Consider the following 26,185-nt stretch of genomic DNA (forward strand, 5'->3'; position numbering starts at 1 on the left):
TTCATACCTCACTGATGCAAGAAAAAGGATGAGATCATCCTCAATCTATGCATAGTGAGATAAAACACTTCAATTAAACTTTTTTCACATATTCCGATTTCAGTTTGATTGCTCCAATCCCATCAACTTTGCAATCAATATCATGTCCATCGCTGGCTTCAGGCAATAAACGAATGTTCTTGACCTTGGTTCCAACTTTAACCACCGAAGATGAGCCTTTAATTTTTAAATCTTTAATTACAGTTACAGTATCGCCATCAACCAATAAGTTACCGTTAGCGTCCTTAATTTGAGCAACCTCTTCTGCTTGGTTCAACTCACCTTCTTTCCATTCGTGCGAGCATTCTGGGCAAATCAATAAGTCGCCATCTTGATAGGTATATTCTGATTGGCATTTTGGGCAGTTTGGTAAAGACATAAAAAACTCAAAAAATAAAAAATAAAACTTAGTGTACTGTAAAATTGCGAATAACCCTAAATTTCATATGGGTATTTCTGCAAATTATTGCTTTTGAAACATAACGTAATTAAATTTCTGAACTTGTCCATTTGGTGTGATATGCATATTTTGTACACTCGTAACTAAGCGGAAATCGGGTTCAGCAAATTGTTGCTGTAATTGTGCAACGCTATAACGTTGAACCTCTAATCCACTGCATTTTAAAGGACCATCTTCAGCAAAAGTAGCCATAATCACGTACCCTAAGGGTTGTACAGCTGTTTTCACTTGCTGTATATAACGCTTTTGCGCTTGAGGTTGGGTCAAAAAATGAAATACCGCACGATCATGCCAAACTTGATAGCTTTCTGGTTCAAATTCCACGCTTAAAAGGTCGGCTACCTTCCAATCAATCAAGTGAGCGCGATCACCTAAACGCTGTTGGCTCTGCCGCAATGCCATATTCGATATATCTAGTACCGTTAAATGACGATAGCCTAAATCGAGTAATTCATCCGCAAGTATCGATGCGCCAGCGCCAATATCAATTATTGCTGCATCAGGTTCCAATTTCAAAGATTGAATCAGTTGTATCGATTGACTTGCATGTAACTGAAACCAACTGACTTGCGTCACGGCTTTATCTGTATAAACCCGGTTCCAATGAGTTTCTGTTGACATGTCTTATTTCCAACAATAATTCACATAGATAAATTATATTATATTAAAATATATTTTATTTTAAGTGTTTTCATCTTCAGGGAATTCTAAATAGTGCTTCAAGACCAGAGCATGATTTTGGGTTGCATTCTTTGCCGCAGTAATCAAGCTAATATTATGGTGTTGGACTAAACGTCGTAATTCTGCGAGTGTTTCAGGATGTTGCCTCAATTCAAGCAAATATTTTGCTCGAAACTCCTCCCAACCAATTAAATCTTGATGATAAGACTGCCTTAAAACAGTGGACGGCGTAATCTCTTTTGGCCATAAATCAATCTTGGCATCTTGTTTTTTAATACCTCTTGGCCATAGACGATCCACTAAAATTCTTAATCCATCATCTATAGTTACAGGGCTATAGGCACGCTTTATTTGAATCTGCATTAATTTCCTTAACGATGAGAAAACAAACAACTCATTTAACTTTCCATACTAATATCTTCGACATTTCCATCTTCATCAAATGACACACATAGCACATAGTCAGTCACATTCTCTGGCAGACTAAAGTCAATCGAATCATCATTTTCTTCAACCGAATGAAAGTCTAAAAAGCGCTGTGTCGATAATAACTCAATCACCTGCTTCGCTTCAGGGCGTGTGAGCCCAGTATGATGCTGCCAATACTGCGGAGAGATTTCTTGCAGATGATGCTCCACATACAAGCGTACTTGATTATCTAACCCAACATCTTGCAGATAGCTTTGCCAAATCGCATTCCGAGCTTTCTGTTCTCTTTCCTTAAAATTATTAAATGTTTGCATAATATCCTTACCATTTATCCATCAGGTATTTCAGGTGTAATCAGGAGTGCCAGCAATTGTAAAGACTCTTGCCAGCCCAAATAACATGCTTCTACAGGAATTACATCAGGTATGCCTGATTGGGTGATTTGAATTTCAGTACCGACAGAGACTGCTTTAAATTGAACTTTGACTTCAATTAAATCAGGCATGTTTGGATCTTCGAATTGATCAACATAGCGTAACAGCTGATTCGGAACTACTTCATGATATGTTCCACCAAAACCAATACGTGTACCTGTAGAAAAGTTAGTGAAATACATGCGATATCTGCCCTCAGGTTTAACCTCAAGCAAATCTACATGTGCCGTAAAACCGTGGGGTGCCATCCATTTGACTAAGGCATCTGCTGTGGTAAATGCCCGATACACACGCTCTGGTGGTGCATTAAACACACGATGTAATTGAACCGTATTCGACATGAGACACCTATATTTTTATTCTTTAGTTTTAAATAGTGTACGGCAGGCAGAGGCGGCTTATGTATAACTTGAGTATAAATTATACAGCAACCACCTACTCTGGCATTTTACTACTCGTCATCATAATCATAGAGATAGCTAAGACAGCCCCAACCATCGTATTCACCTTGGAACATTTCGGCAATTTTAACAAACCACTCTTCTAAATCTTGAACATCCTGATATTCAGGAATCATATTCACATGAACATTCAACACCCATAAATCACTGCCATCATTTTTGACTTCTTCTTGAAACAGCGAAATCTTTTGTTCTTCATGCAATAAATGCAAAGCGCATTTTTCTGCCTGATCTTGGGTGGTAAAAACTATAGAGAATTCAATCTCATGTAGATCTGTTAGATCATTGCCATCTTCATACATTTGCCACAGTACATTACCGTTATCGTCATCTGGAAATAATTCATAGTTGCGGCTCATGGTTATATCCCTGCTTTTTGTTTATTAATTAAACATAATTTAGCATGATTTTATGACAGTTTAAGCCCCCCAAAAAGACATTTTTAAAAAGTAGGTAAACTCTGAATATCGACAGGCTCGCCACTGAATGGCTGTACAAACTTCAAGTGACTGGCATGTAATGCCATGCGCTTTAAAGGACTTTGAAAAGGTTCAGGATGATAGAGTTTATCCCCTGTAATTGGATGTCCAATATATTGCATATGCACACGTAATTGATGTGAGCGCCCTGTAATCGGGGTCAACAATACACGGCTAATATCCTGTGTTGAATCATAATACATCAGCTCAAATAAGGTTTTGGCAGCTTTACCCAATTCAAAATGCACAATCTGACGTGGACGATTTTCCCAATCCGTAATTAAAGGAACGTCTACACTTCCCGATTGCTGAATATGACCCTGTACCAATGCTTGATAATGTTTGGTCACCGTTCGTGCTTGAAACATTTTGCTGACCGCGACTTCGGCATCACGATGCTTGGCAAACATCAAAATTCCCGAGGTCGCCATATCCAAACGATGGGTAATTTTCGCACCAGGAAATTGTGCTAAAACGCGATAATAAGCACTATCATGATGTTCAGGTAAACGTCCAGGCACCGATAGCAAACCCGCAGGTTTATTAATAATCACCAAGTCTGCATCTTCATACACAATATGCAAAGGCTCTTGTGGTGGTGTATAAACAAAGTGGTCATTTAAAGGCATGATTGGACTGGTGTACGAATAAAGCGGGCAAAATATCAAGCCAACAGGATGCTGTCAATTTTTCTGCTTTTTGTCATTTCATTTATCCAAAAGTGATACTTTCTCCATTAAAAAATCGACAAATATTTAGCGATGCTTATTCATTTCTGTCAGCAAATCTAACTGAATTTCTTGAATTTGTGTCAGCCTTTCCCATTGATGCAACAGCAAATGATCCATTTTTTCATGCAGGTGTCGAATTTCTAATTCCGCTTTGAGATTAATCTGGTAATCATGCTGCGAACGTAACCGGTCTTTGGCTTCCTGTCTATTTTGGCTCATCATAATAATCGGGGCCTGTATGGCCGCCAAACATGACAAAACCAAATTTAGTAAAATAAAAGGATACGGGTCAACTGGATGTACCCATAACACCACTGTATTTAAAACAATCCAAAGCACTAAAAACATGCCAAAACAAATCAGGAACGTCCAACTCCCACCAAAACTGGCAATTTTATCTGCTAATTTCTCACCCAATGTCCAGTTTTGGTCAAATTCAGTTTCAATGTTTTTGGTGATGAGTTCATGCCGTTGCATGCTGCTAATCACTTCACGCTCTAAATCGGTCAGCTCGCCTTTTTCAGATTTCAACAACGAATGTACGTATTGAATGCGATAATGGGTCAAATCAGGTCGACAAATAAAACTGTCTGACGACCAGTCAGGATAATCTTTTTTGATCTCATCGCTAATCACATCACGAATAATATGCCCAGAGACCAATGCTTTATAAGGAAATGACTTTTTACACACTGCACACGTTTGATTTTGTCTATCTGTCATTGTTCTTAATTCGTTTTCTATTTTGACTCCATCATAACAATTTTCTATGCAAATGAAGCAACTACAACTCCTGTAATAACAAGAATGCTCCATTTAATTTACAAAAGATAAAATAATAAACGGAACCAAATTAAACACCATAATTAGAATTTTATAGACTGCCATCGCAGCATAATGAATTGCATCAAAAATCTGATCATTCAGATTAAACCAACGACCATGTAAACTTTTCATCCATGTTCGGGCATTGATAAAAACCCAGAACCAAATCAATAAAATAAGATAATTGAGGATTAAAGACCAACCCAACACTTGCCGTAATAATTCCATATCCATGTTTATCACTCCTATACTCAGCTTCAATCACAATGTAATAAGCTAAAGCTTTAGCCCAACACGAAAACCTCTCGCAGCATAATAAGATTCAGCCCCGTTATGATAAGTAAACACCTGACCATAGCGGCGGTCACAAAACAATGCTCCGCCTAAAGACCGAATAGCCTCAGGTGTACTCACCCAACTTGATGTTTTTTGGTCAAAATTTCCCAATTTTTGTAATTCATAATATTGCTGTTCTGTCAGGAGTAATGTGCCCTTCACCTCAGCCAAACGCAGCGCACTGTCTTGTGGCGGATTCTGTTTTCGAGCAGCCAAGGCTTCTGCGTCATAACATAAACTACGGCGACCTTTGGGACTTTCTTCCGCACAATCGACAAAATAATATTCATCACTGCTTTGTTCAAATTGAATAAGATCAGGCTCACCCCCTGTTTGCTCCATCCAGTGCAAACTTTGAATTTTTTTAGGTTGTGCTTGAAGTTTGGATAACACTTCACTCCATTTGAGATGGGGATGCCTTAAAACATGCTGCTCGAAACGTTGTTGTAAACGGGTAAAAAGTTGCTGATCATCCAATGGCTGATCTAAGTTGTGATAGCTCATCTCTGCTCTTCTTTTTATGACATTATTTTTCAGAACCTGCTCTTATCATGTTACTGAACGAGATAAAAAACATCGTCTTAATTTGTAAATGATGTAAACAAGTAAAGGGAATATAAATAAGAGGTTAAAATATTATTAAAATTATATTGTTATTCGATTTTATTCTAAAAAATTTTTAGGGTGTCAAGGGAAAACATCAGTGGTTTACTTCAACAACCATGACTTTGTAAATCATAACCTTGTGCCTATAAACTTTTGGTTTATAGCGTCCTAAGCCGAATCGAGACCTTTTGGGTAAGTACTACACTCACGTTGTACGCAACTGGTAGCAATCTACTCTTTCCGATCCCCATCACACCCTTGAGATATAGTGTAGGCAGATTCAACTGGGATTGTTTTCCTAAAATCTAGTTTTTTTTATTTTTTTTAAATATATTTTCCACAATAATAGAAATATAGAGAATTAATTTCCATTTAATAAATTTCAATCAACTTTTAATTTCACTTTTATGTATATTTTGCGTTTTTTTACCAAACCAACTCCAATAAATCTAAAATTATGCCCAAATCACCATAATGGCTGCCAAAATGACTAAAAAAAGTCCCAAATGATCGGAACGAGCTAATTTTTCTTTAAAGAAATATGCAGAAATCAATAAGCTAAATAGAATTTCAATTTGCCCTAAGGTTTTCACTAAAGCCACGGTCTGCATACTCATGGCACTAAACCAACCTAAAGATGCCAAGAAACTACATAAACTAACTTTAAAAGTCAGTCCGACGCGCTGCCCCATGTGGTACAAGGTTTTTCTGCTAAATAAACCAAGGTACAACAATAAAATTACACATTGAAAGCTAATTAAAATACATAACACCCACGCCGCACGGTGCAAAAATGGCAGCATTGCAAGTTCTAAACTGGCTTCACGAACCAATAAAGAGGTAATCGCAAAACACAATCCACTACCTAATCCAATCACTAAAGTTTTGAAAGAGAGTTTGGTCTGATTACTCCCTTTACTCAGAAAGAATACGGCGATTGCTCCAATCAATACACCAAACCATCCCCAAACCGTTAAGTGTTCTTGTAAAAACATCACGCCAATTAAAGCTGCCAAAATGGCTTCGCTTTTTGCCAAACCAATCCCAATCGCATAATTTTTTTGTTGAAATAATTTCACCATTAATGCAGTTGCATAGATCTGACTCACACCTGCAATCACAATATATAGCCAAAAATGTGTCGAAAAACTCACAACCGCTGTGGTAGGTTGTTGGTGATATAAAATTGCAAGGTAACTTAAGGCAAAGATTGGAGAAAAGAGAAAACGCGCTAAGGTAGTTCCATACACATCAACTGTGCTACTGAGTTGCTTTTGAAAAGCATTACGCCACGCCTGCATAAATGCAGCCATAATTGTGAATAATACCCAAGCAATTGCCATAGCTTTAACTTCATCTTTAACTCGGTGGTTAATTTACTCGCTTCAAATTCACTTTTCGAGCTTTAGTTTCCATTTACTCAACTGATGTATGTTACCTCTGGGGCAATGCGAAAGTATCACTAATAAAAACTGTATTGGCTTTCAGGATGGATGGGGCAAAATCGACCATACGACGTAAGGTTCGCGTGTAATGCGCCTGATCAGAAAAGCCTGCTTCGAAAGCAACATCAATTAAACTATGCCCTTCAATCCATAATTGAAGGGCATAGCGCACTTTTAACCATAATATGTATTGCCGCATGGAACCACCCAATTGAGCACTAAATAAATGCATCAAACGTGACTCAGACAAACCAACCTGAGTCGCAACATTTGCGACCGTTGGTATGTTATGTGGAACTTGCTGCTTGATATATTCACAAGCTTTTAAAATACGGACATCCCACGGTAAATGAACAGGCTCTTGGGCAGATAAAACTTTTAAAATACGCAACAATAATTGCTTTACTTGTGCAATATTTAAAGTCCCAGCTATCAATTTTACCAACTCGCACCTAAGTGGCTGCAAACAACTTGCAGGCAATGAGCACATCGACCTCCCCTGTAATAGCGCATGTACATAGCCGTAAAGTTCATGATCTGGATCAATTAAAACTGCAAGAAAAGGTTGGTTTTCAGAATCTGTGCTATGACTGACATTCGGCGCCATACAAACAATGTCATGATAACTGCGAGGCTGATGATCTAAGGTCACTGCAAATTGCGCCCCTAAACCAATTTGCAATAATGCAGGGAAATGCGCATGTGATTTATTTAAGTGTTCTTGTGTGACATATAGAACAACGCCATCCCACGCATATAACCAGCTTTTTTCTGGTTTCGCTACTGAGCCAGATTCCTTCTGCTGAAATAGCATAATCGTTCAAGACCCGATGTCGTTTTTTGTTGAAAATGACTCCAGTAAACACTAAAGGAGTAGTTACATGTTACAGAATACCCAAGAAATGATTAAAAACAATACTCAGGAACTGATTAAAAATACTGTCCCTGCACTAACGGATAAACAAGAGATTCAAATTGTTGGAAGTGATGGTCGTATTAAAACGCTTAAAGAGTTCTATCCATTTTATCTTTCACAACATGCAGAGCCGATTTGCCGACGTTTACATTTTGTAGGTACAACTTGCGTAATTGGCATTACTGCAACCGCAGCCATGAAAAAAAATCCCAAATTACTATGGGCATTACCTGTGGTTGGCTATGGTTTTGCTTGGGTCGGTCACTTCTTTTTTGAACACAATAAACCAGCGACATTTAAACAGCCATTTTTTAGCCTAATTTGTGACTTTAAAATGTATAAAGACATTTTAGTTGGCAAAGTCGACTGGTAAAAACTAAATTTGATCTGACTTATTTAAGGGTCTAATAAGTCAGATCAACTCTCACATTATCTTTAAAACTAGCAACTCTGCGCGATTATCCAATCATTGCTCCCCCTTATTCACAAAATAGCAAGAAATTTTCAATTTCTTGCTTTTGATTTTTTCCTTTAAAGCAGATGTGCAATTTCAAGCAAAATAGTGGAAAATCAAATGAATTAATTCTTCTATAAATTGTCGAAGTGAGCATTTCATGAGTACTCTTGCATTTACGGCTTTCACCCTTAATGGCGTAGACGCGCAAAAATTTCTACAAGGTCAAGTCACCGTTCACGTAGAACGTCTAATTGAAAACCAAACTCGCTATACCGCAATTTGTGATCTTAAAGGTCGAATTCATTTTGGCTTATGGCTGAAAAAAATAAATAATGAAAGTTTCGAAATTGTGACTACACTCGATCAAAGTGAAGAGTTTGCCAAACATATTCGAAAATTTGGCGCGTTCTCGAAAATGAAACTCGAACCTGTCGGCATCGTATTTCCAACAGTTGTAGATATTCATACGGAGTTTTCAACCTCAGAAACGGATATTCAAACTTGGCAATTACAAGCGATTCAAACTGGACAAGCTTGGATTTGCCAAGCTTCTGAACATATATTCCAACCCCAAGAATTACGCTTACATCAACGTGAAGGTGTTCACTACGATAAAGGATGCTACCTTGGTCAAGAAATTGTGGCGCGCCTGTGGTTTAAAGCAAAACCAAAACATTGGTTACATTTGATTCAAGGACACGGTGAAGCACCAACCCCTGCGAGTCAACTTAACAAAGATGTGGAAGTAGTCAATAGCATCTCGACACCTGAGGGCTATAAAGCACTAGTCGTTGCAAAACCAACTGCAATTACTGAGTTAGACGCACAAATTTTAGACCTGCCTGAAAAATTGAATGGTGATGTTGCAAGACCAGTTCAATAATTACGTTTAAATATATTTCTAGATCGTATATGAATCACATATACGATCTTTTTAAAACTCATAAAAATAATATAAAAAATAAATATTTATAAATATTTTAAGTTCTGAGCCGTTCTCAAGTAATTCCAACCAATATGATTACACAATCCCTATTTTTGGTTATTTTTTATTCGATTACATTTATTCAAAAATCAAACAATCCCTAAATTAAATTTATATATTTCAGCCATTTAAAATAAAACCATTTAAAAAATATAGAATTTTTACTCTATTTAGCCGTTTTTTTGAACTAATCAGTTCTACTAGAGCATTTACTCTTATTTTAATTGTGTTATTTTTGTCACATGGAGTAACAATATGATTTTGGTCGGACTTACCAAAAATTCCAGAATTAACAAAAGCATGATTCAACATGCATAAAAATCGTGTACCTCAAGGGAAGATGAAAGAATGAAATTAAAAGCTCTAACTACCGCAATGATTCTCGCAGCATTACCAACCGCTGGAGCATTTGCTGCAGCACTTGACCGTTCAGGACAATCAATTTCTGCCTTCTTACAACCAGGCAACTATTTTGAAGCAGGCCTTTCTGCACTTGATCCAAACGTTTCAGGAAAGGTTCGTTCTGGATACACACCAAGCCCAGCAGTATCAGCCAATGTTGTTGGATTACAAAATACAAGTCTAGGAGACATGGGAGATGATTATTATTTCCCAAATGCCGCACTAAAATTACAAGTAACTGATCATTTTTCTTTTGGTTTAATTTACGACCAACCATTTGGAGCTGATGCAACTTATTCTCTATCAGATACTGGCTCTGCTGCCTTAGGAGGTGTGGGCTTATTTCATAATGGCAAAGAGTCAACTAATGTTGAAGTTAAAACCCAAAACATTGCTATGATCGTGGGCTTCCAACCGAATGAAAACTTTAATATTTATGGTGGTGGTGTTTACCAAACAATTAAAGGGCATGTAAAACTTCGTGGTTTAGCATATGGCGGAGCTGCAGGATTCGGAGGATATAATGCTGATATTAGTGAAGACAGTGCGACAGGATGGTTAGCTGGTTTTGCCTACCAAATTCCTGAAATTGCCTTGAAAGCATCTGTTACCTACCGTTCTGAAGTTGAACATAGTGTCGGAATAGAAGAATCTTCTGTTGGTACAGGAACTCTTTCAGCTATTATGAACAATCCTGCATTAGCGGGCGTAAGTGCTACAGGTGATACAGATGTTACTACACCGCAATCTGTTAACCTTGATTTCCAAACTGGAGTTATGGCAAATACTGTAGCTTTTGCGAATGTGCGTTGGGTAAATTGGAAAGACTTCGCAATCCGCCCTTATGCATTTGGTGTGGCAGCAGGAAAAACTCCAGGCTATCCAAATGGATTTGACTTAGTGGCTTACAGTGATGATCAATGGTCTGCGAATGTCGGTGTAGGTCGTAAACTGAATGAACAATGGGCAGGTAATGTATCTGTAGGTTGGGATTCTGGTGCTGGTAATCCTGTAACAACACTAGGCCCAACAGAAGGTTATTGGAACCTTGGCCTAGGTGTTCAATACAGCCCTACTCCTGCAACATTTATTGCTGGCGGTGTGAAATACTTCTGGTTAGGTGATGCTAAAGCACAAACTGGCGCACAATTTGGTACATCAAATTATGTAGCAGACTTTTCTGACAATGATGCACTTGCATATGGTTTAAAAATCGGCTACCGCTTCTAATTCATACATGCCTCAAAAGACCATCCTTTTGGATGGTCTTTTTTTTGGCAAAAAGTATCATTCCTTAAATCAGAATATCAACTAAAATTAGCCAAGTGTTTTTAAATTAAACATTTAATTTTTCACTTAAATGACTCTACAATTAAACTAATTACTCTATTTTTTTATTTATAAATCATTAATATACAGACGTACCATTAGTATTTTTACTCTATTCAAGCACTTTTTGTGTATGAGTTAGTTCAATTAATAAACGGCATAGTGCATTTACTCTTTTTTAATTTGTGTTACCTTCCCTTAACTTTTAGTTACAAAGAGATATCAGGGAAAATATCCATGAAGCTTACAGCTCTTAAAAAAGCAATTTTACTTTGTCTTATTCCTACTACTTCTACATTTGCAGCAGGCCTTGATCGTTCTGGTCAATCTATCCTGCCTTTTTTGCAATCAGGAAATTATGCTGAAGCTTCAATCAGTATTTTAGATCCGAATGTAAGTGGTAAAAGTAATAGTGGGGCTGCTGTAACAGACATGGCGGATGACTATTATTTCCCATCGGCTGCACTTAAAGTTCAGGCAACCGAACATTTTTCTTTTGGTTTGATTTACGATCAACCTTATGGGGCTGACTCTCAATATTCTGCTGAAGCAGGCACTTTTGGTGATGGTGTAGAAGGTACTAGCGTGAAAGTTCGTACCAACAACCTCTCTCTTATTGTGGGCTACCAACCAACTGAAAACTGGAATTTTTATGCAGGTCCTGTTTATCAAACGGTAAAAGGTGATGTCTCTTTACGTGGTGCAGCTTACTCTTTACTTTCTGGTTATGACATCAATCTAAAAGAAGATGATGCTTATGGTTGGTTAGCGGGTGCAGCGTATCAAATTCCAGAGATTGCACTAAAAGCAGCGGTAACCTACCGATCTGAAATTAAACATGAATTAAATACTACTGAAACATCAAATATCTATATTCCGCCAAATTACTTACCAACTTTACCAAGTGGTGTGGACTTACGTTCTGTCACCAGCCAAACTGAAGTCGTCACACCACAGTCTGTGAATTTAGACTTTCAAACTGGCATTGCAAAAGATACTTTAGCTTTTGCAAATGTACGTTGGGTGCATTGGGATCAATTTGCAGTAAGTCCAGTAGCTTTAGCAACTGCATCTAAGATCGCAAAAGGAAAAGCGCAAAATCTGATTGATTATTCTGATGATCAAATTTCAGCAACTATCGGTCTAGGTCATAAATTCAACAAAAAATGGTCTGGCTCAGTTTCAGCAGGTTGGGATTCAGGTGCAGGCAACCCTGTAACAACTTTAGGCCCAGTTGAAGGCTATTGGAGCGCAGGCTTGGGTGGTCAATATAGCCCAGCAGAAAATTATTTTGTTCAAGCTGGTGTTAAGTACTTCTGGTTAGGTGATGCCAAAGCACAAACTGGCGGTAATGTTGTTGGTGATTTCTCTGATAATGAAGCAATTGCTTACGGATTGAAATTTGGCTACAAATTCTAATCTTTGCAATAAAAAAAGACGGACTTTAAGTCCGTCTTTTTTTGTTTAATTTTATAGAATTAAGCAGGAATATTACGTACAGATGCCTTACGAATGGCTTCTTTTAACGCATCATAACCGTTGATTGCTGGGAATTGTGGAAACTCAGCAATCACATTTTCTGGCGCATCAAACAAGAAACCATGATCTGCTTCGCCTAGCATTGTGGTGTCATTATATGAATCACCTGCCGCAATCACACGGAAGTTCAAACCATGAAGTGCTTTAACTGCCTGACGCTTCTGGTCAGGTTGACGTAATTTATAATCAGAAATCATCCCCTGCTCGTCTGTTTCTAATTTATGACAGAAAATAGTTGGCCAACCCAATTGTTTCATCAACGGATGTGCAAACTCATAGAAAGTGTCTGAAAGAATAATAAGCTGGAAATGCGTACTCACCCATTCTACAAATTCTTTTGCACCTGGAAATGGTCCCATTTCCGCAATGACTTCTTGAATATCATCCAAGCCTAAATTATGTTGCTTTAAAAGATCTAAACGTTGTGTCATTAACACATCGTAATCAGGAATATCACGTGTTGTCGCTTCTAGCGCTTTAATTCCAGTTTTTTTCGCAAAGTTAATCCAAATTTCTGGAACTAACACACCCTCTAAATCAAGACATACAACTTCCATGAATGCTCCCAACTGTCTATGAAAAAAATTTGGACTATAATAGCATCAACTTATGATTCAGTAATTGCTGTTTTTTAAATCTATTTTTTTCATAAGCATTTATTTTTTAATGCTAAGTAGAAATATTCAATTCAATTAGAATATTTTCAAAATCTTTTAATATAGGTTTTGAAGTCTCCAAGCCTATAGCCAGGAACTCTAATGACTACTATCCCTACTATCGATCATATTGATGCGCTTGCATCTGAATATGCAGATAAATCTCCAAGTGAAATTTTAGAACTCGCACTGAATCAAGAAGGTGAAATTGCCATTTCTTTTTCTGGCGCTGAAGATGTTGTACTGATTGATATGGCAGCCAATCTGGGTAAACCATTCCGTGTTTTTAGTTTAGACACGGGCCGTTTGCACCCAGAAACCTATCAATTTATTGAAACGGTGCGGAAACATTACAATATTAAGATCGAAATCTGTTTCCCAGAATCTGAAGCAGTTCAAGCGCTCGTCAATGAAAAAGGGTTATTCAGTTTTTATCAAGATGACCATAAAGAATGCTGTGGTATTCGTAAGGTACAACCTTTACGCAAAAAACTGGCGACTTTGGATGGTTGGATTACAGGTCAGCGTAAAGACCAAAGCCCAGGGACACGCACTGAAATTCCAGTCATTCAATCTGATGTTGGTTTTTCTGGCCCTGGCAAACAGTTAATTAAATACAATCCTTTAGCGAACTGGTCTAGTGCAGAAGTATGGAGCTATATCCGTATGATGGAAGTTCCATATAATCCGCTACATGAGCGTGGTTTTATTTCAATTGGCTGTGAACCGTGTACGCGACCTGTATTACCTAATCAGCATGAGCGTGAAGGCCGTTGGTGGTGGGAAGAAGCCACACACAAAGAATGCGGATTACATGCTGGCAATTTAGCAAAATAATTTTGTCAAGCCAAAGCCACTGAACTATTCAGTGGCTTTTTTTCAGATTGATGGACACATAAAGCCGTAACTTTTCTAGGTAAAAGGCGCTATACTCAAATCAAGTTTTATAATTCTAACAATGTGACTCAGAAAGGAGTCACCATAGAAATTGCAGTGAGGCAATCGACACTATGCGCCCATTACACCCTATTGATTTTATCTTTTTAACATTAGAAAAACGGCAGCAACCTATGCACGTTGGGGGATTATTTCTTTTTCAAATTCCTGAACATGCACCTGAAACTTTTCTACAAGATTTGGTTGCAGATATTCGCAGCTCGAAATCCATTCCTGTTCCACCATTTAACAATAAATTGAATGGCCTATTATGGGATGAAGATGAAGAATTCGATCTTGATCATCATTTTCGTCATATTGCCTTACCTCATCCCGGACGTATTCGAGAATTACTGACTTATATCTCTCAAGAGCATAGTGCACTGATTGATCGAGCCAAGCCTTTATGGACGTGTTACATTATTGAAGGGATCGAAGGCAATCGTTTTGCCATGTATTTTAAAATTCATCATGCTATGGTGGATGGTATTGCGGGCATGCGTCTGGTCGAAAAATCACTTTCGCATGACCCACACGCTAAAAGCATTGTGCCACCATGGTGTGTCGAAGGTCCTCGTGCCAAACGTTTAAAAGAAGCAAAAGTCAGCCGTATGAAAAAAATCATTACGGGGTTGAAACAACAAGTAGAAGCAACGCCTATCGTGATGCGTGAACTTTCCCAAACAGTCATGAAAGATATGGGGCGTAATCCAGACTATGTCTCTAGCTTCCAAGCGCCAAGCAGCATTTTAAATCAACGTGTTAGCTCATCACGTCGCTTTGCTGCCCAATCTTTTGAGTTTGATCGTCTACGTCATATTGCATCAGCTTTAAACGTCACGATTAATGATGTGGTGTTGGCGATTTGCTCTGGTGCATTACGTGAATATTTACTGAGTCAAAATGCTCTACCAAAGAAACCTTTGGTTGCCATGGTTCCTGCTTCCATTCGTGATGATGATTCAGAAGTATCAAATCGAATTACCATGATTTTGGCGAATTTAGGTACGCATAAAGAAGATCCTTTAGAACGTTTGCAGATTATTCGTCGTAGTGTTCTGAATGCAAAAGAACGTTTTAAACGCATGAACTCTAACCAGATCATGAACTACAGTGCATTTGTTTATGGTGCAGCAGGCTTGAATATTGCCTCTGGTTTAATGCCGAAACGTCAGGCATTCAATTTGGTTATTTCTAATGTGCCTGGTCCACGTGAACCTTTATATTGGAATGGCGCGAAACTCGATGCACTTTATCCAGCATCAATTGTTCTAGATGGTCAAGCACTCAATATTACCATGACCAGCTATTTAGATAAGCTTGAGGTTGGACTCACGGCGTGTCGTGTCGCATTACCGAAGATGCAAAACTTATTAACGCACTTGGAAGAAGAAATTCAACGATTTGAAAGTATTGTTGGGGTTAAAAGCCCAAAGTTGAAGGCGGTGAGTTAACCGCAGAAACTAATGACAAAAATTAAGTAGAATAAATTAAGGGGCTTCACAAGAGCCCCTTAAGCTTTAATACTGCGACACTGTTTCAGTAGCTGATGACAGACCGAACGAACCATGGCCGTTGTAATTTGAGTTTCTTTGCCTTGTTCGTCTACGATATAACCCGTATGTACGTTTTTATTATCTAGTACGTGCTTGATACCTTGTTTGATAATTTTTTCACTCATGCCCATTTCACACCTCTTCTTGCTAAGACCAAATTCCCCAAAAATGAAAATTTAGTTTGGCTACTTGGTATGAGTAGTATTGAAAAAACTAGCTCGAAAGTAAAATTTCAGTTGTAACAAGTGTTTAACGACATCCTGTTACAATTTCAGCTTAGAATGATATCGTATTGCTCTTGCGTATATAAATTTTCCACCTGAAATTTAATCACACGATTAATAAAATGCTCTAAATCCGCCACAGCTGGTGCTTCTGCGGTTAACAAACGATCAATTACAGAAGGATGTGCGACAACAGTAAAGCCACTCTGAGATTCAAAAGCTCGGGTATATCGTAAGATTTCTCGAAAGATTTCGTAACATACCGTCTCTGCTGTTTTAACATAACCACGTCCCTGACAAGTCGGACAAGATTCACATAACAAGTGTTCTAGCGACTCTCGAGTACGCTTACGCGTCATTTCGACCAGACCTAACTCCGAAACCTGAGTAATTTTAGTCTTGGCATGGTCTCGCTCCAACATACGCTCGAACTGATTCATCACTTCTTCACGATGTTGAGCCTCCTGCATGTCAATAAAGTCAATAATGATAATACCGCCCAAGTTACGTAAGCGTAACTGGCGTGCGATGACCTGCGTTGCCTCCATATTGGTTTTAAACACAGTATCTTCTAGTGTTCTGCCGCCCACATAAGAGCCGGTATTGACATCAATTGTGGTCATAGCCTCGGTTTGGTCAATCATTAAATAACCACCCGACTTTAAGGCAACACGAGTTTGCAATGCTTTCTGAATGTCTTCTTCAACATTATATAAGTCAAAAATCGGACGTTCACCAGGATAATGGATCAGACGATTCTGCATATTTGGCACAAACTCAGCCACAAACTCCTGCAATTTGGCATGAATTTCACGTGAGTCAACGGAAATTTTTACAGTATTTTCATTCGCTAAATCACGAATAATACGTTGTGGTAAGGGTAATTCTTCAAAAATAAGAGAAGGTACCGCAATAATTTTTTGTTTACGTTGGATGTATTCCCACAGCTTTGCTAAATACGCCATATCCTGCGCAATTGAAGCTTCATCAATCCCTTCGGCAGCAGTACGTACAATGACTGAACCTGGTAATTCGTGTTGGGCCTGAATTTTCTCAATAATAGAACGTAAACGCTCGCGTTCTTCTTCTGATTCAATTCTTTGGGATACACCAATATGATTGCCAAAAGGCATGAGTACCAAATAACGCGAAGGAATAGAAAGATCCGTACTTAAACGCGCACCTTTGGTTCCCAACATATCTTTCATGACCTGAACTGTCAGAATTTGCCCAGGCTGTAATAATTCAAAAACATTGGGAATCGGCTGATTACGTGGCCAAACCATATCATTGATGTGTAAAAAAGCAGTGCGGGACAGACCAATATCGACAAAAGCGGCCTGCATCCCTGGCAAAACGCGAACGACTTTGCCTTTATAAATATTTCCTACCAAACCCCGTTTTACAGTACGTTCAACATATAACTCGTTGACTGTACCATTTTGAATTAACGCCACACGACACTCCATCGGTGTGACATTAATCAGTAACTCGTCAGACATAATAAGACTCAAAACATTATAAAAATTTTTGTTTCACCATTAATTTAAAACCTTAATGGCTTTGAATAACTCGACTGTCTCATGTAACGGCAAACCAACTACATTGGTATAACTGCCTTCAATACGGGGAATATAACGCGAAGCCAGCCCTTGTATGGCATAAGCTCCCGCTTTCCCTTCGGGTTCCCCTGTTGCCCAATACGCTTCCATGTCTTTTAGGCTCAGCACTTGAAATTCGACTTGGGTACGCACCACTATACTTGAAATTTGTGCTGATGTGCGTACACATACCCCAGAAAATACATCATGTTTTCTGCCCGATATTTTTGCCCACATTTCAAAGGCATGTGCTTTAGATTCGGGTTTCCCTAAAATTTCACCATCGACACTTAAACTGGTGTCTGCGGCAATAATAACGGCATCTGGAAAATGTTGTTGTACTGCTGCTGCTTTTTCACACGCTAAACGTTGAACATAATCTGCTGCAATTTCACCCTCAAGCACATTTTCATCAATCTCAGGGCTATAAATTGAAAAGTCTAGGCCGAGCTGCTGAAGCAGCTCACGACGTCTCGGAGAACTAGAGGCAAGGACTAAACGCGCCATTTTTTCAGCACAAAATAAACCAATGGCCACACCAGAACACTGGTGAGTAATGGTTGCCAATGTCGGGCAAAAGAGAACTGAATGCCCCCCATAATTTGTGCCACCCACATCATAAACAGGTAAGCTAAAATGGCCAGTGCTGCAATGACCCACAGATTGGCAAAAGTCAGTACACGGCGTTCACGAATCAAAAACCGCGCAACAAAACTGATCACTACAAAACATAATGCATTTAATCCTAGTGGGGCATCCATGAGTAAATCGACAAAAATACCTGTACCAAAGGCAAACCAGACACCACACCACGTAGGCTGACATAGCACCCAAAACAGCATCACCATCATCATAAACAATGGACGCCAGCCAGAAACAGCATAGGCCAATGGATAAACCATTAGCACAGAGGCAATGATTACTGAAAAAATGATTGGGAATAATGGATCTTGACGTTTTTCTTGACGTAACTTAGCGATTGGCATGTGGTTGCTCCATCGCTAATGAGTCGGAAAACAGCACCACAACATGATGACCACTGGCTAACTGTGCCGCAGGAACCACATCAATTTGTGCAAACTCACCCGTTGTATGTCGACTCACTTTAGACACTGTACCGACCAAATATCCTGCTGGAAAATGCGCCCCCAAACCTGAGCTATACACTTTTTCACCCACCTTAATATTGGCACTGGTTGGAACGTATTCCATTTTCAGATGTCCTAAATCACCTGTACCCGAAACGATAGCACGCATCCCCGTGTACTCTAAACGTACCGATAAAGAATGATCTTTGTCAGAAAGCAACATGACTCGACTACTGTGTGGATACACATTGATGATTTGTCCCATGATGCCTTTATCGTCTAATACCGTCTGTCCAACTTTCAAATTGTTGGTTGAACCTCGGTTAATCACAATAATATGACGTAATGGATCCGCATCCGTCCCAATGACTTCAGCAATTTCCATACGACCATCAATAATTAAAGGTGTATCAAGCAAACCACGTAAACGTGTATTTTCAGCAGAAAGCTCTGATAGTTTTTGCAAACGTACTTGGGCTTGTAACAACTCCGCCTGCATGGCCGTGTTTTCACGACGCAATTGTGCCTCAGACTTGGTCTGCTGTGTCAACCATTCGCTAGACAATACAGGATAGCTCGCTAAGGCATAAATGGGATTATATGCCGCATACAAGACATCTCTTGCTGGCTGTATCACATGTGGTAAGCGCCAGTTAAAAAATAGCACCACCAAACATGTTACAACCGCAATGATAAAGGAGCGAAATGATGGGGGCTGCCTAGAAAACAAATTTGTTTGCACAGCCAAATCCTTAATTAACCAACGAATAACATGTCGTGATTTGGATTATCAAAGAATTCTAAAACTTTACCACCACCACGAGTGACACAAGTTAAAGGGTCTTCTGCGACTACGACTGGTAAACCAGTTTCCTGAGCCAATAATTTGTCAAGGTTACGTAGCAATGCACCACCACCCGTCAATACAATGCCGCGCTCTGCAATATCTGAAGATAATTCAGGTGGCGTTTGTTCCAACGCAGATTTGACTGCTGAAACAATGCTTTGTAAAGGATCTGAAATCGCTTGGGTAATTTCGTCTGAAGTAACTGTAATGGCACGCGGCACACCTTCTGCCAAGTTACGACCACGAACTTCAATTTCCAAAGTTTTACCATTTTCATCTGGTAAAGCCATGCCCACTTCTTTCTTGATGTTTTCTGCAGTGGTTTCACCAATCACGCAGCCATGTGCTTTACGTACATAGTTAATGATTTGTTCATCAAACACATCACCACCTACACGTAAAGAGTCAGCATAGACACAACCTTGCAATGAAATAATCGCAATTTCAGTTGTACCACCACCCACATCAACCACCATTGAACCGCAAGCTTGTTCTACAGGTAAACCTGCACCAATTGCAGCAGCCATCGGTTCTTCAATTAAACGGACATCACGTGCACCTGCATTGAATACAGCCTCACGAATTGCACGACGTTCAACCAAAGTTGATTTACATGGAACACACACCACAACACGTGGTGCAGGTGGGAATAAACGCTTTTCATGCACTTTACCAATAAACTGGTTCAGCATGGTTTCAGTCACTTCAAAATCAGCAATTACACCGTCTTTCATTGGGCGAATTGCAGAGATGTTCGCAGGCGTACGACCAAGCATTTGCTTCGCATCAAGACCAACAGCGGCAACAATTTTTTGTGAACCACTGTGACGAATAGCCACAACTGTCGGTTCATTTAATATAATGCCTCGTCCTGGTGCATAAATAAGTGTATTTGCTGTACCTAAATCAATGGCGAGGTCTGGCGAAAACAAGCCAATTAGTCGTTTTAGAATCACGGGGTCGTTCTCAGTTTAACTTTATGTGGACGCAAGGTCGCAACTTTAACTAAATGTGATGCTTTGAACAAGTCAATCGCTTATTATAACGCACGATATTTTGAAATTTTTTAATACTGATTAGGTGATGTTATGTCTACATCGGATGCTCAGCATTCAGCAGATTTAAATGCTCAAACCGTTTCAGCAATCGCCAATCTTGCTCGTTTGTCGCTAGATGATGCGCAATCTGCTGAATATGCTCAAAGTCTAAACAAAATTTTAGGCATGATGGAAACCTTAAAAGGCATCGACACCGAAGGTGTTGAACCATTGAAAAGCCCTTTCGACAATCCACAGCCGTTACGTGAAGACGTGGTGACTGAACAGAATCATCGTGAAGAATATCAAGCTGTTGCACCTGCAACCGAAGCTGGCTTGTACCTTGTACCACGTGTGATTGAATAATTTTCACTCAGTTGAACCATTTTTTTTAAATTAAACGTAAAGAATTATTTCTCATGACCGATTTACACCGCTTATCGATTCGTGAACTTGCTGAGGGTTTGGCACAAGCTCAATTCTCCTCTCGCGAACTGACTGCACATTATTTAAAACGTATTGAAAAAATTGATACGCAGGTAAATTCTTATATCACTGTGACTGCTGAACAAGCATTGGCTCAAGCAGACGCTGCGGATGCTGCGATTAAAGCCGGCACAGCAAGTACGCTCACAGGTGTTCCGATTGCACATAAAGACATTTTTTGTACTCAGGGCATTAAAACCTCTGCGGGCTCAAAAATGTTGGATAACTTTATCTCACCTTATGACGCAACTGTGGTTGCCAAAGGCAAAGCCGCAGGTTTAGTGACTTTAGGTAAAGTGAACATGGACGAGTTTGCCATGGGTTCAACTTCTGAAAACCCTTTTTATGGCGCAACGAAAAATCCATGGAATTTAGAGCACGTGCCAGGTGGCTCTTCGGGTGGTTCTGCGGCAGTTGTGGCAGCTGATCTTGCACCGTTTTCAACAGGTACAGATACAGGCGGTTCAATTCGCCAACCTGCATCTTTCTGTGGTTTAACGGGTTTAAAACCGACCTATGGCCGTGTTTCGCGTTTCGGCATGATTGCTTATGCATCATCAATGGACCAAGGCGGGCCAATGGCACGTTCGGCTGAAGACTGTGCTTACCTCATGAATGTCATGGCTGGTCACGATGCGAAAGACTCAACTTCTGTTGAAAAAGACGTCGATGACTACGTTGCCAACTTGAACGGCACAGCAGTCAAAGGCTTACGCATTGGTATTCCAAAACAATACTTCAACGTGGCAGGTTTAGATGCCGAAGTAAAAGCACGTGTTGAAGAATCGTTGAAAAAACTGGAAGACATGGGCGCAGTTTTGGTTGAGATTGATCTCAACATGACGGAAGCCTATGTACCGACCTATTATTTGATTGCCCCTGCGGAAGCATCATCGAATCTTTCTCGTTTTGATGGCGTACGTTACGGCTACCGCTGTGAAAACCCGACTGACATTTTAGACCTATACAAACGCTCGCGTTCGGAAGGTTTTGGTGCCGAAGTTCAACGTCGCATCCTGATTGGCACGTATGCGTTATCTGCGGGTTACTACGATGCTTATTATGTGAAAGCACAAAAAGTCCGTCGTTTAATTCAGCAAGACTTCTTAAAAGCTTTTGAACAAGTTGATGTGATTGCTGCTCCTTCTGCACCAACAACTGCATATAAAATTGGTGCTAACCTCAGCCCAACAGAAATGTATTTGGGTGACATTTACACGCTTGCGGTGAACTTGGCTGGTCTTCCTGCAATCAATGCCCCTGTTGGCTTTGATCAAGCACAACTCCCTGTTGGCTTGCAGTTGATTGGTAACTACTGGTCAGAATCACAATTATTGTCTGTCGTGCATCAGTATCAACAAGTGACGGATTGGCACACCAAACGCGCGGCAATTGCTGAGGAGAATGCATAATGGCTGAAGCTCAAAAGTTGAAATTGATTGACGGTTGGGAAGTCGTTATCGGGATTGAGATTCACACTCAGCTTGCAACCAAGTCTAAAATTTTCTCAGGTTCTTCGACTGAATTTGGTCAAGACCCAAATACGCAAGCCAGCCTTGTTGACTTGGCGATGCCGGGTGTACTGCCTGTTTTAAACAAGCAAGTGGTAGATTTAGCAATTCGTTTTGGTTTGGGTATTGATGCCTACATCGACCAAGCATCGGTTTTTGCACGTAAAAACTACTTCTACCCTGACTCACCTAAAGGCTACCAAATTAGCCAGATGGACAATCCAATTGTGGGCTTGGGTCATATCGACATTCAACTTGAAGATGGTTCGACCAAACGTATTGGTATTACCCGTGCCCACCTTGAAGAAGATGCAGGTAAATCAATTCACGACCAGTTTGAAGGCATGTCGGGCATCGACTTGAACCGTGCAGGTACACCTTTACTTGAAATCGTGTCTGAGCCGGACATGCGTTCGGTAGAAGAAGCCGTTGCCTACATTAAAGCCATTCATACACTGGTGCGCTGGCTCGGCATTTCCGACGGTAACATGGCAGAAGGTTCGTTCCGTGCCGACTGTAACGTGTCTTTACGTCGTCCGGGTCAGCCTTTTGGCACACGTTGTGAATTGAAAAACCTCAACTCATTCCGTTTCATTGAGCAAGCGATCAATGTTGAAATTGAACGCCAAATGGAAATTTTGGAATGGGATGGCACGGTAGATCAAGAAACTCGTCTGTTTGACCCTGTGAAGATGGAAACGCGTTCAATGCGTTCGAAAGAAGAAGCGAACGATTACCGCTACTTCCCAGACCCAGACTTGTTGCCTGTAATTATTCCAGATGCGCAAATTGAAGCTGCACGCGCGGCATTGCCTGAGTTACCTGCGGCACGTCGTGAGCGCTTTGTAGCTGACTTTGGTGTGACTGAGTACGATGCACACGTGTTAACGCTAACGCGTGAAATGTCTGAGTTTTATGAAGCCGTGGTTCAAGCGGCTGGCGGTGCTGCTCAAGGTAAAGTGTCTGCAAACTGGGTGATGGGCGAATTCTCGGGTGCTTTAAACAAAGCAGGCTTAGAGTTGGCGGATTCTCCTGTTTCGGCTGAACAATTGGGCGGCATGATCGCACGTATTGTGGACAATACCATTAACGGTAAGATTGCGAAGCAAGTGTTTGGTTTTATGTGGGAAGAAGGCAAAACTGCCGATGCCATTATTGCTGAAAAAGGCTTGAAGCAAGAAACTGATACAGGTGCGATTGAAGCGATTATTAAAGACGTGCTTGCAGCTAATGAAAAAATGGTTGAAGAGTACAAGTCTGGTAAAGAGAAAGCCTTTAACGGTCTTGTGGGTCAAGTGATGAAAGCTGCAAAAGGCAAAGCTAACCCTGCGCAAGTAAATGAATTAATGAAAAAATTGATTGGTTGATCTGATTAATTTTAGAATAAAAAAACCCGCTTTAGAGCGGGTTTTCTTTATTCGATATAAGTTGTGTTTAATAGGGCTTCAGCAGTTTGTGAAACATGACGCCTACTTCTTCTTATAATATCTTTCAATGATTCTATACCTTGTAAAAAAGTGAATAAGTGACTCGACTCTAGAAGCAAGAGTGTTGTTCTTCTGCCTGATGCTTCCTTAATAGCTTGAGAGGAATAACCAGACATCGAAACAAAGATACCCATTGTGTTGTCAGCCATTTTATCAATTTTAGCTTTAAAACTATCAATTGCTTCTGACCCAGTTTGATTTTTCGTAAACTTTAATTCAACTAAATAAGTAGTCCCATCTATCGTTAATGAACCGTCTATCTGACGACCATCTACCTTATATGGTCTCCTAGATTGAATATCAGAATAATCCAAGGCTTCATAAAACCATTTTTCAAAATCATAACCACCTTGTTGAGTACCCACCAATGGCAATAGGCTATAAAGTTGCTGTTGTAAACTTTCCCTATCAACAAGTGATTTTCTAATTTCATTTTGGATTTCTTTAATGCTGTCTTTTGTCTTTTGCTTTTCTTGCTCTGATTTAAGATCGTCTAATTTCTGATTTATATAAGATTTCAGCTCTACAACAGACTTATGTGCTTGCTGTATTTTTAAATCTGAATCTTCCCACCCTCGAAGATCAGGAAAAGTTCTTTGCTCCGCCAATTCATGAGCCCATTGACGTACAACAGATTTACCTTTTTGATTTTTTGATAAGGCATTAAAAAGCCTATCTAAAAATTCACGTTTTGACTCACCCTCTCCCCAACTTGAAATTATATGTTCACTTATACCTGTATTTCTTAAAAAATTCTTTAAGGTCTGTTTTCTCCAAAAAGATCTTAATAGTGCTTCGTATACAAGTAAAACTAAACGTGCATTAACCTCAAGTTCAGCAATCCCCATATGAATTTTGCCTCTTTTTATTGATTACCTTTTAGATCGAATTATAACCTATAAAAATCATAAAACTCTAAAAACAAAGGGAGAAGAAACTTTCATTTCAAGTCTAATGCTTTCTCAGATTTTATTGAATATCCACTTTCCTTTAAGAGAAGGTTAGAAAGAGGCCTTTAAAAATACAAACTACCATTTCATTAAGGAATGCTAATACCACCTAACTAATTCCCCAAAATCAGCTAAAATCTCCAAAAAATTTTATTACTTCATCCATAACGAACTTAAAAACTTTAGGACAATAATGAAACTATCTATTATTACGTTGGCTACGCTTACACTTTTAAGCACAACCACCTTCGCAGAAACCAAACCCAATATTCCTACCAAAGAAGCCAGCCAAATCTTTAAAGCAGCAGGCTTCAAAAAAACAAAGTATGGTTGGGAAGGCAACTGCGATATAGGTGAAATCACCACATATAAAGACTTAAATGGTGATGGGCTAAAAGACGCCATCATTTCAGATGCCAACTCAATATGTTATGGTCGAGAAATGGTGGGTTACCACATCATCTCCCTTCAAAAAAATGGAGCATGGAAACTAATCTTCGAAAATAGAGGTACTCCAACCTTCCTAGAAACAAAAGGTAAAGATGGTTGGCCTGATATTATGAATAATGGTTCTGGTTTTTGCTTCGCCGTTTTCCGCTGGGATGGTCAAGAATACAAAGTTAATCGTTATGAAATTGAAGGGAAAGCATGTTCATTACGATAAATTAAGGCGCAATAAATAAAAAATCCCTCATCAATGAGGGATTTTATGTACTTTCTTAACGCACCACACCCAACTTATTCCAAATCTCAGGCGTCAAAAAGGTCGTCACCATCTTGTTCAAATCCACATAACGCAACAAACCATTCAATTGCTGCTTTACCTCTGGGTTTTTAATAATTTCCTCGCCTGTAATCTGTCCCAACTGCTGAAAACTTTCACCTACGGCTTGAATACCATCTGCCTGAATCACGGCTTTAGTCTGTGCCGAACATTGCTCAACCAAAATACGCTGTAACACCTGCGCCACGTTTTTATCCAGTGCAGTTTTCTGATCTTCCGTGACCTGACTAAACTGCTTTAACTCAGGATGGGTCGATAACGCTACAAACGTCCACTGCAACACTGCAGTTTTATCGGTCGCTGTAGTCGATTTCACCAAACAGTCACTCAGTTGATCCACTGTGGTACTCGCCATACTCATCTGCGTTGCACCCAAAACTGTGGCTGCCAACAACACCGCACGACCAAGACCCGACCATTTCCCCTGAGTTTTTTCAAGCTGAATAGACATACATAGAATTCCAATAA

31 protein-coding genes are annotated in these 26,185 nt (G+C 39.6%); 10 read left to right on the plus strand and 21 right to left on the minus strand.

The features are described from left to right. Positions 1-73: 73 nt before the first annotated feature. From MP622_RS10765 to MP622_RS10820, 12 genes are all read right to left on the minus strand, one after another. The gene (locus MP622_RS10765) at positions 74-418 is read right to left on the minus strand and encodes a zinc ribbon domain-containing protein YjdM (RefSeq protein WP_044739298.1); all 345 of its coding nucleotides are present in this window, start codon (positions 416-418) and stop codon (positions 74-76) included. An 84-nt stretch (positions 419-502) separates the two neighbouring features. Continuing rightward, positions 503-1,120, minus strand: coding sequence for a class I SAM-dependent methyltransferase (locus MP622_RS10770; protein WP_104441068.1), 618 nt, complete (start codon positions 1,118-1,120; stop codon positions 503-505). A 60-nt stretch (positions 1,121-1,180) separates the two neighbouring features. Further along, positions 1,181-1,543 carry a DUF488 family protein gene (locus MP622_RS10775; protein ID WP_016165328.1) on the minus strand — a complete coding sequence of 121 codons (363 nt, stop codon included), beginning with the start codon at positions 1,541-1,543 and terminating at the stop codon, positions 1,181-1,183. Between the two features lie 35 nt (positions 1,544-1,578). Then, entirely contained in the window at positions 1,579-1,923 is a 345-nt protein-coding gene (locus MP622_RS10780) for a DUF2004 domain-containing protein (protein ID WP_016165329.1), read from the minus strand. Between the two features lie 14 nt (positions 1,924-1,937). After that, complete coding sequence (locus MP622_RS10785; RefSeq protein WP_243790933.1) at positions 1,938-2,384, minus strand: SRPBCC family protein; 447 nt, start codon at positions 2,382-2,384, stop codon at positions 1,938-1,940. 110 nt (positions 2,385-2,494) lie between these two features. Then, positions 2,495-2,863, minus strand: a complete 369-nt coding sequence (locus tag MP622_RS10790) for a ribonuclease E inhibitor RraB (RefSeq protein WP_016165331.1) — start codon at positions 2,861-2,863, stop codon at positions 2,495-2,497. Between the two features lie 83 nt (positions 2,864-2,946). After that, complete coding sequence (locus tag MP622_RS10795) at positions 2,947-3,612, minus strand: RluA family pseudouridine synthase (RefSeq protein WP_243790935.1); 666 nt, start codon at positions 3,610-3,612, stop codon at positions 2,947-2,949. A gap of 126 nt (positions 3,613-3,738) precedes the next feature. Next, the gene (locus MP622_RS10800) at positions 3,739-4,437 is read right to left on the minus strand and encodes a DUF1003 domain-containing protein (RefSeq protein WP_104441071.1); all 699 of its coding nucleotides are present in this window, start codon (positions 4,435-4,437) and stop codon (positions 3,739-3,741) included. Between the two features lie 93 nt (positions 4,438-4,530). Then, a complete protein-coding gene (locus MP622_RS10805; protein ID WP_243790937.1) occupies positions 4,531-4,773 on the minus strand; it encodes a DUF6868 family protein in 243 nt (80 codons plus the stop codon). Between the two features lie 42 nt (positions 4,774-4,815). Continuing rightward, complete coding sequence (locus tag MP622_RS10810) at positions 4,816-5,379, minus strand: DUF4256 domain-containing protein (RefSeq protein WP_243790939.1); 564 nt, start codon at positions 5,377-5,379, stop codon at positions 4,816-4,818. Positions 5,380-5,936: 557 nt separating this feature from the next. Then, positions 5,937-6,824 carry a DMT family transporter gene (locus MP622_RS10815; protein ID WP_044739290.1) on the minus strand — a complete coding sequence of 296 codons (888 nt, stop codon included), beginning with the start codon at positions 6,822-6,824 and terminating at the stop codon, positions 5,937-5,939. Between the two features lie 91 nt (positions 6,825-6,915). Beyond that, entirely contained in the window at positions 6,916-7,740 is an 825-nt protein-coding gene (locus MP622_RS10820; RefSeq protein ID WP_243790940.1) for an AraC family transcriptional regulator, read from the minus strand. A 67-nt stretch (positions 7,741-7,807) separates the two neighbouring features. Here MP622_RS10820 and MP622_RS10825 point away from each other — a divergent pair, with 67 nt between their 5' ends. The 4 genes from MP622_RS10825 (at position 7,808) to MP622_RS10840 (ending at position 12,434) form a co-directional block, all read left to right on the plus strand. Next, positions 7,808-8,215 carry a DUF962 domain-containing protein gene (locus tag MP622_RS10825; RefSeq protein WP_243790942.1) on the plus strand — a complete coding sequence of 136 codons (408 nt, stop codon included), beginning with the start codon at positions 7,808-7,810 and terminating at the stop codon, positions 8,213-8,215. Positions 8,216-8,456: 241 nt separating this feature from the next. Next, a complete protein-coding gene (locus tag MP622_RS10830) occupies positions 8,457-9,182 on the plus strand; it encodes a folate-binding Fe/S cluster repair protein (protein WP_151505014.1) in 726 nt (241 codons plus the stop codon). Between the two features lie 450 nt (positions 9,183-9,632). Continuing rightward, positions 9,633-10,916, plus strand: a complete 1,284-nt coding sequence (locus MP622_RS10835; protein WP_151505015.1) for an outer membrane protein transport protein — start codon at positions 9,633-9,635, stop codon at positions 10,914-10,916. 336 nt (positions 10,917-11,252) lie between these two features. Next, positions 11,253-12,434 (plus strand): outer membrane protein transport protein, encoded by a 1,182-nt coding sequence (locus MP622_RS10840; RefSeq protein ID WP_151505016.1) that lies wholly within the window; start codon positions 11,253-11,255, stop codon positions 12,432-12,434. A gap of 59 nt (positions 12,435-12,493) precedes the next feature. Here MP622_RS10840 and thrH read toward each other — a convergent pair whose 3' ends face one another. After that, positions 12,494-13,111 carry a bifunctional phosphoserine phosphatase/homoserine phosphotransferase ThrH gene (gene thrH, locus MP622_RS10845; protein ID WP_243790944.1) on the minus strand — a complete coding sequence of 206 codons (618 nt, stop codon included), beginning with the start codon at positions 13,109-13,111 and terminating at the stop codon, positions 12,494-12,496. 201 nt (positions 13,112-13,312) lie between these two features. Between thrH and MP622_RS10850 the strand changes: the two genes are divergently transcribed. Further along, positions 13,313-14,047: a phosphoadenylyl-sulfate reductase gene (locus MP622_RS10850; RefSeq protein ID WP_016165341.1), complete on the plus strand. Its 735-nt coding sequence runs from the start codon at positions 13,313-13,315 to the stop codon at positions 14,045-14,047. A gap of 173 nt (positions 14,048-14,220) precedes the next feature. Next, on the plus strand, positions 14,221-15,600 hold the full coding sequence (locus MP622_RS10855) for a wax ester/triacylglycerol synthase family O-acyltransferase (protein WP_044739285.1): 1,380 nt from the start codon (positions 14,221-14,223) through the stop codon (positions 15,598-15,600). Between the two features lie 59 nt (positions 15,601-15,659). Here the strand turns inward: MP622_RS10855 and MP622_RS10860 are convergent, their stop codons facing one another. From MP622_RS10860 to MP622_RS10885, 6 genes are all read right to left on the minus strand, one after another. Further along, positions 15,660-15,833, minus strand: coding sequence for a PA1571 family protein (locus MP622_RS10860; RefSeq protein ID WP_016165343.1), 174 nt, complete (start codon positions 15,831-15,833; stop codon positions 15,660-15,662). 140 nt (positions 15,834-15,973) lie between these two features. Beyond that, positions 15,974-17,428 carry a ribonuclease G gene (gene rng, locus MP622_RS10865; RefSeq protein ID WP_044739284.1) on the minus strand — a complete coding sequence of 485 codons (1,455 nt, stop codon included), beginning with the start codon at positions 17,426-17,428 and terminating at the stop codon, positions 15,974-15,976. Between the two features lie 39 nt (positions 17,429-17,467). Next, positions 17,468-18,034: a Maf family nucleotide pyrophosphatase gene (locus tag MP622_RS10870; RefSeq protein ID WP_044739283.1), complete on the minus strand. Its 567-nt coding sequence runs from the start codon at positions 18,032-18,034 to the stop codon at positions 17,468-17,470. Then, positions 18,022-18,513 (minus strand): rod shape-determining protein MreD, encoded by a 492-nt coding sequence (mreD, locus tag MP622_RS10875; protein ID WP_016165346.1) that lies wholly within the window; start codon positions 18,511-18,513, stop codon positions 18,022-18,024. Before mreD ends, MP622_RS10870 begins: the two co-directional genes overlap by 13 nt. Then, positions 18,500-19,357 (minus strand): rod shape-determining protein MreC, encoded by an 858-nt coding sequence (gene mreC, locus MP622_RS10880; RefSeq protein ID WP_016165347.1) that lies wholly within the window; start codon positions 19,355-19,357, stop codon positions 18,500-18,502. Before mreC ends, mreD begins: the two co-directional genes overlap by 14 nt. A 14-nt stretch (positions 19,358-19,371) precedes the next feature. Beyond that, positions 19,372-20,418, minus strand: coding sequence for a rod shape-determining protein (locus MP622_RS10885; protein ID WP_016165348.1), 1,047 nt, complete (start codon positions 20,416-20,418; stop codon positions 19,372-19,374). A 132-nt stretch (positions 20,419-20,550) separates the two neighbouring features. Between MP622_RS10885 and gatC the strand changes: the two genes are divergently transcribed. From gatC to gatB, 3 genes are read left to right on the plus strand one after another with little or no spacing between them, the layout of a single operon-like run. Further along, the gene (gatC, locus tag MP622_RS10890) at positions 20,551-20,865 is read left to right on the plus strand and encodes an Asp-tRNA(Asn)/Glu-tRNA(Gln) amidotransferase subunit GatC (RefSeq protein WP_016165349.1); all 315 of its coding nucleotides are present in this window, start codon (positions 20,551-20,553) and stop codon (positions 20,863-20,865) included. 53 nt (positions 20,866-20,918) lie between these two features. Next, positions 20,919-22,397, plus strand: a complete 1,479-nt coding sequence (gene gatA, locus MP622_RS10895) for an Asp-tRNA(Asn)/Glu-tRNA(Gln) amidotransferase subunit GatA (RefSeq protein ID WP_243790946.1) — start codon at positions 20,919-20,921, stop codon at positions 22,395-22,397. After that, complete coding sequence (gatB, locus tag MP622_RS10900; RefSeq protein WP_243790948.1) at positions 22,397-23,863, plus strand: Asp-tRNA(Asn)/Glu-tRNA(Gln) amidotransferase subunit GatB; 1,467 nt, start codon at positions 22,397-22,399, stop codon at positions 23,861-23,863. Before gatA ends, gatB begins: the two co-directional genes overlap by 1 nt. 47 nt (positions 23,864-23,910) lie before the next feature. Here gatB and MP622_RS10905 read toward each other — a convergent pair whose 3' ends face one another. After that, entirely contained in the window at positions 23,911-24,831 is a 921-nt protein-coding gene (locus tag MP622_RS10905) for a restriction endonuclease (protein WP_243790950.1), read from the minus strand. A gap of 295 nt (positions 24,832-25,126) precedes the next feature. On the opposite strand from MP622_RS10905, the gene MP622_RS10910 reads away from it, so the two are divergent. Next, positions 25,127-25,597 (plus strand): hypothetical protein, encoded by a 471-nt coding sequence (locus MP622_RS10910; RefSeq protein ID WP_243790951.1) that lies wholly within the window; start codon positions 25,127-25,129, stop codon positions 25,595-25,597. 55 nt (positions 25,598-25,652) lie between these two features. Here the strand turns inward: MP622_RS10910 and MP622_RS10915 are convergent, their stop codons facing one another. After that, on the minus strand, positions 25,653-26,168 hold the full coding sequence (locus MP622_RS10915; protein ID WP_243790953.1) for a hypothetical protein: 516 nt from the start codon (positions 26,166-26,168) through the stop codon (positions 25,653-25,655). Between the last annotated feature and the right edge of the window lie 17 nt (positions 26,169-26,185).

The sequence above is a fragment of the Acinetobacter sp. PK01 genome (assembly GCF_022819285.1).
In the GTDB taxonomy this organism is placed as follows: domain Bacteria; phylum Pseudomonadota; class Gammaproteobacteria; order Pseudomonadales; family Moraxellaceae; genus Acinetobacter; species Acinetobacter tandoii.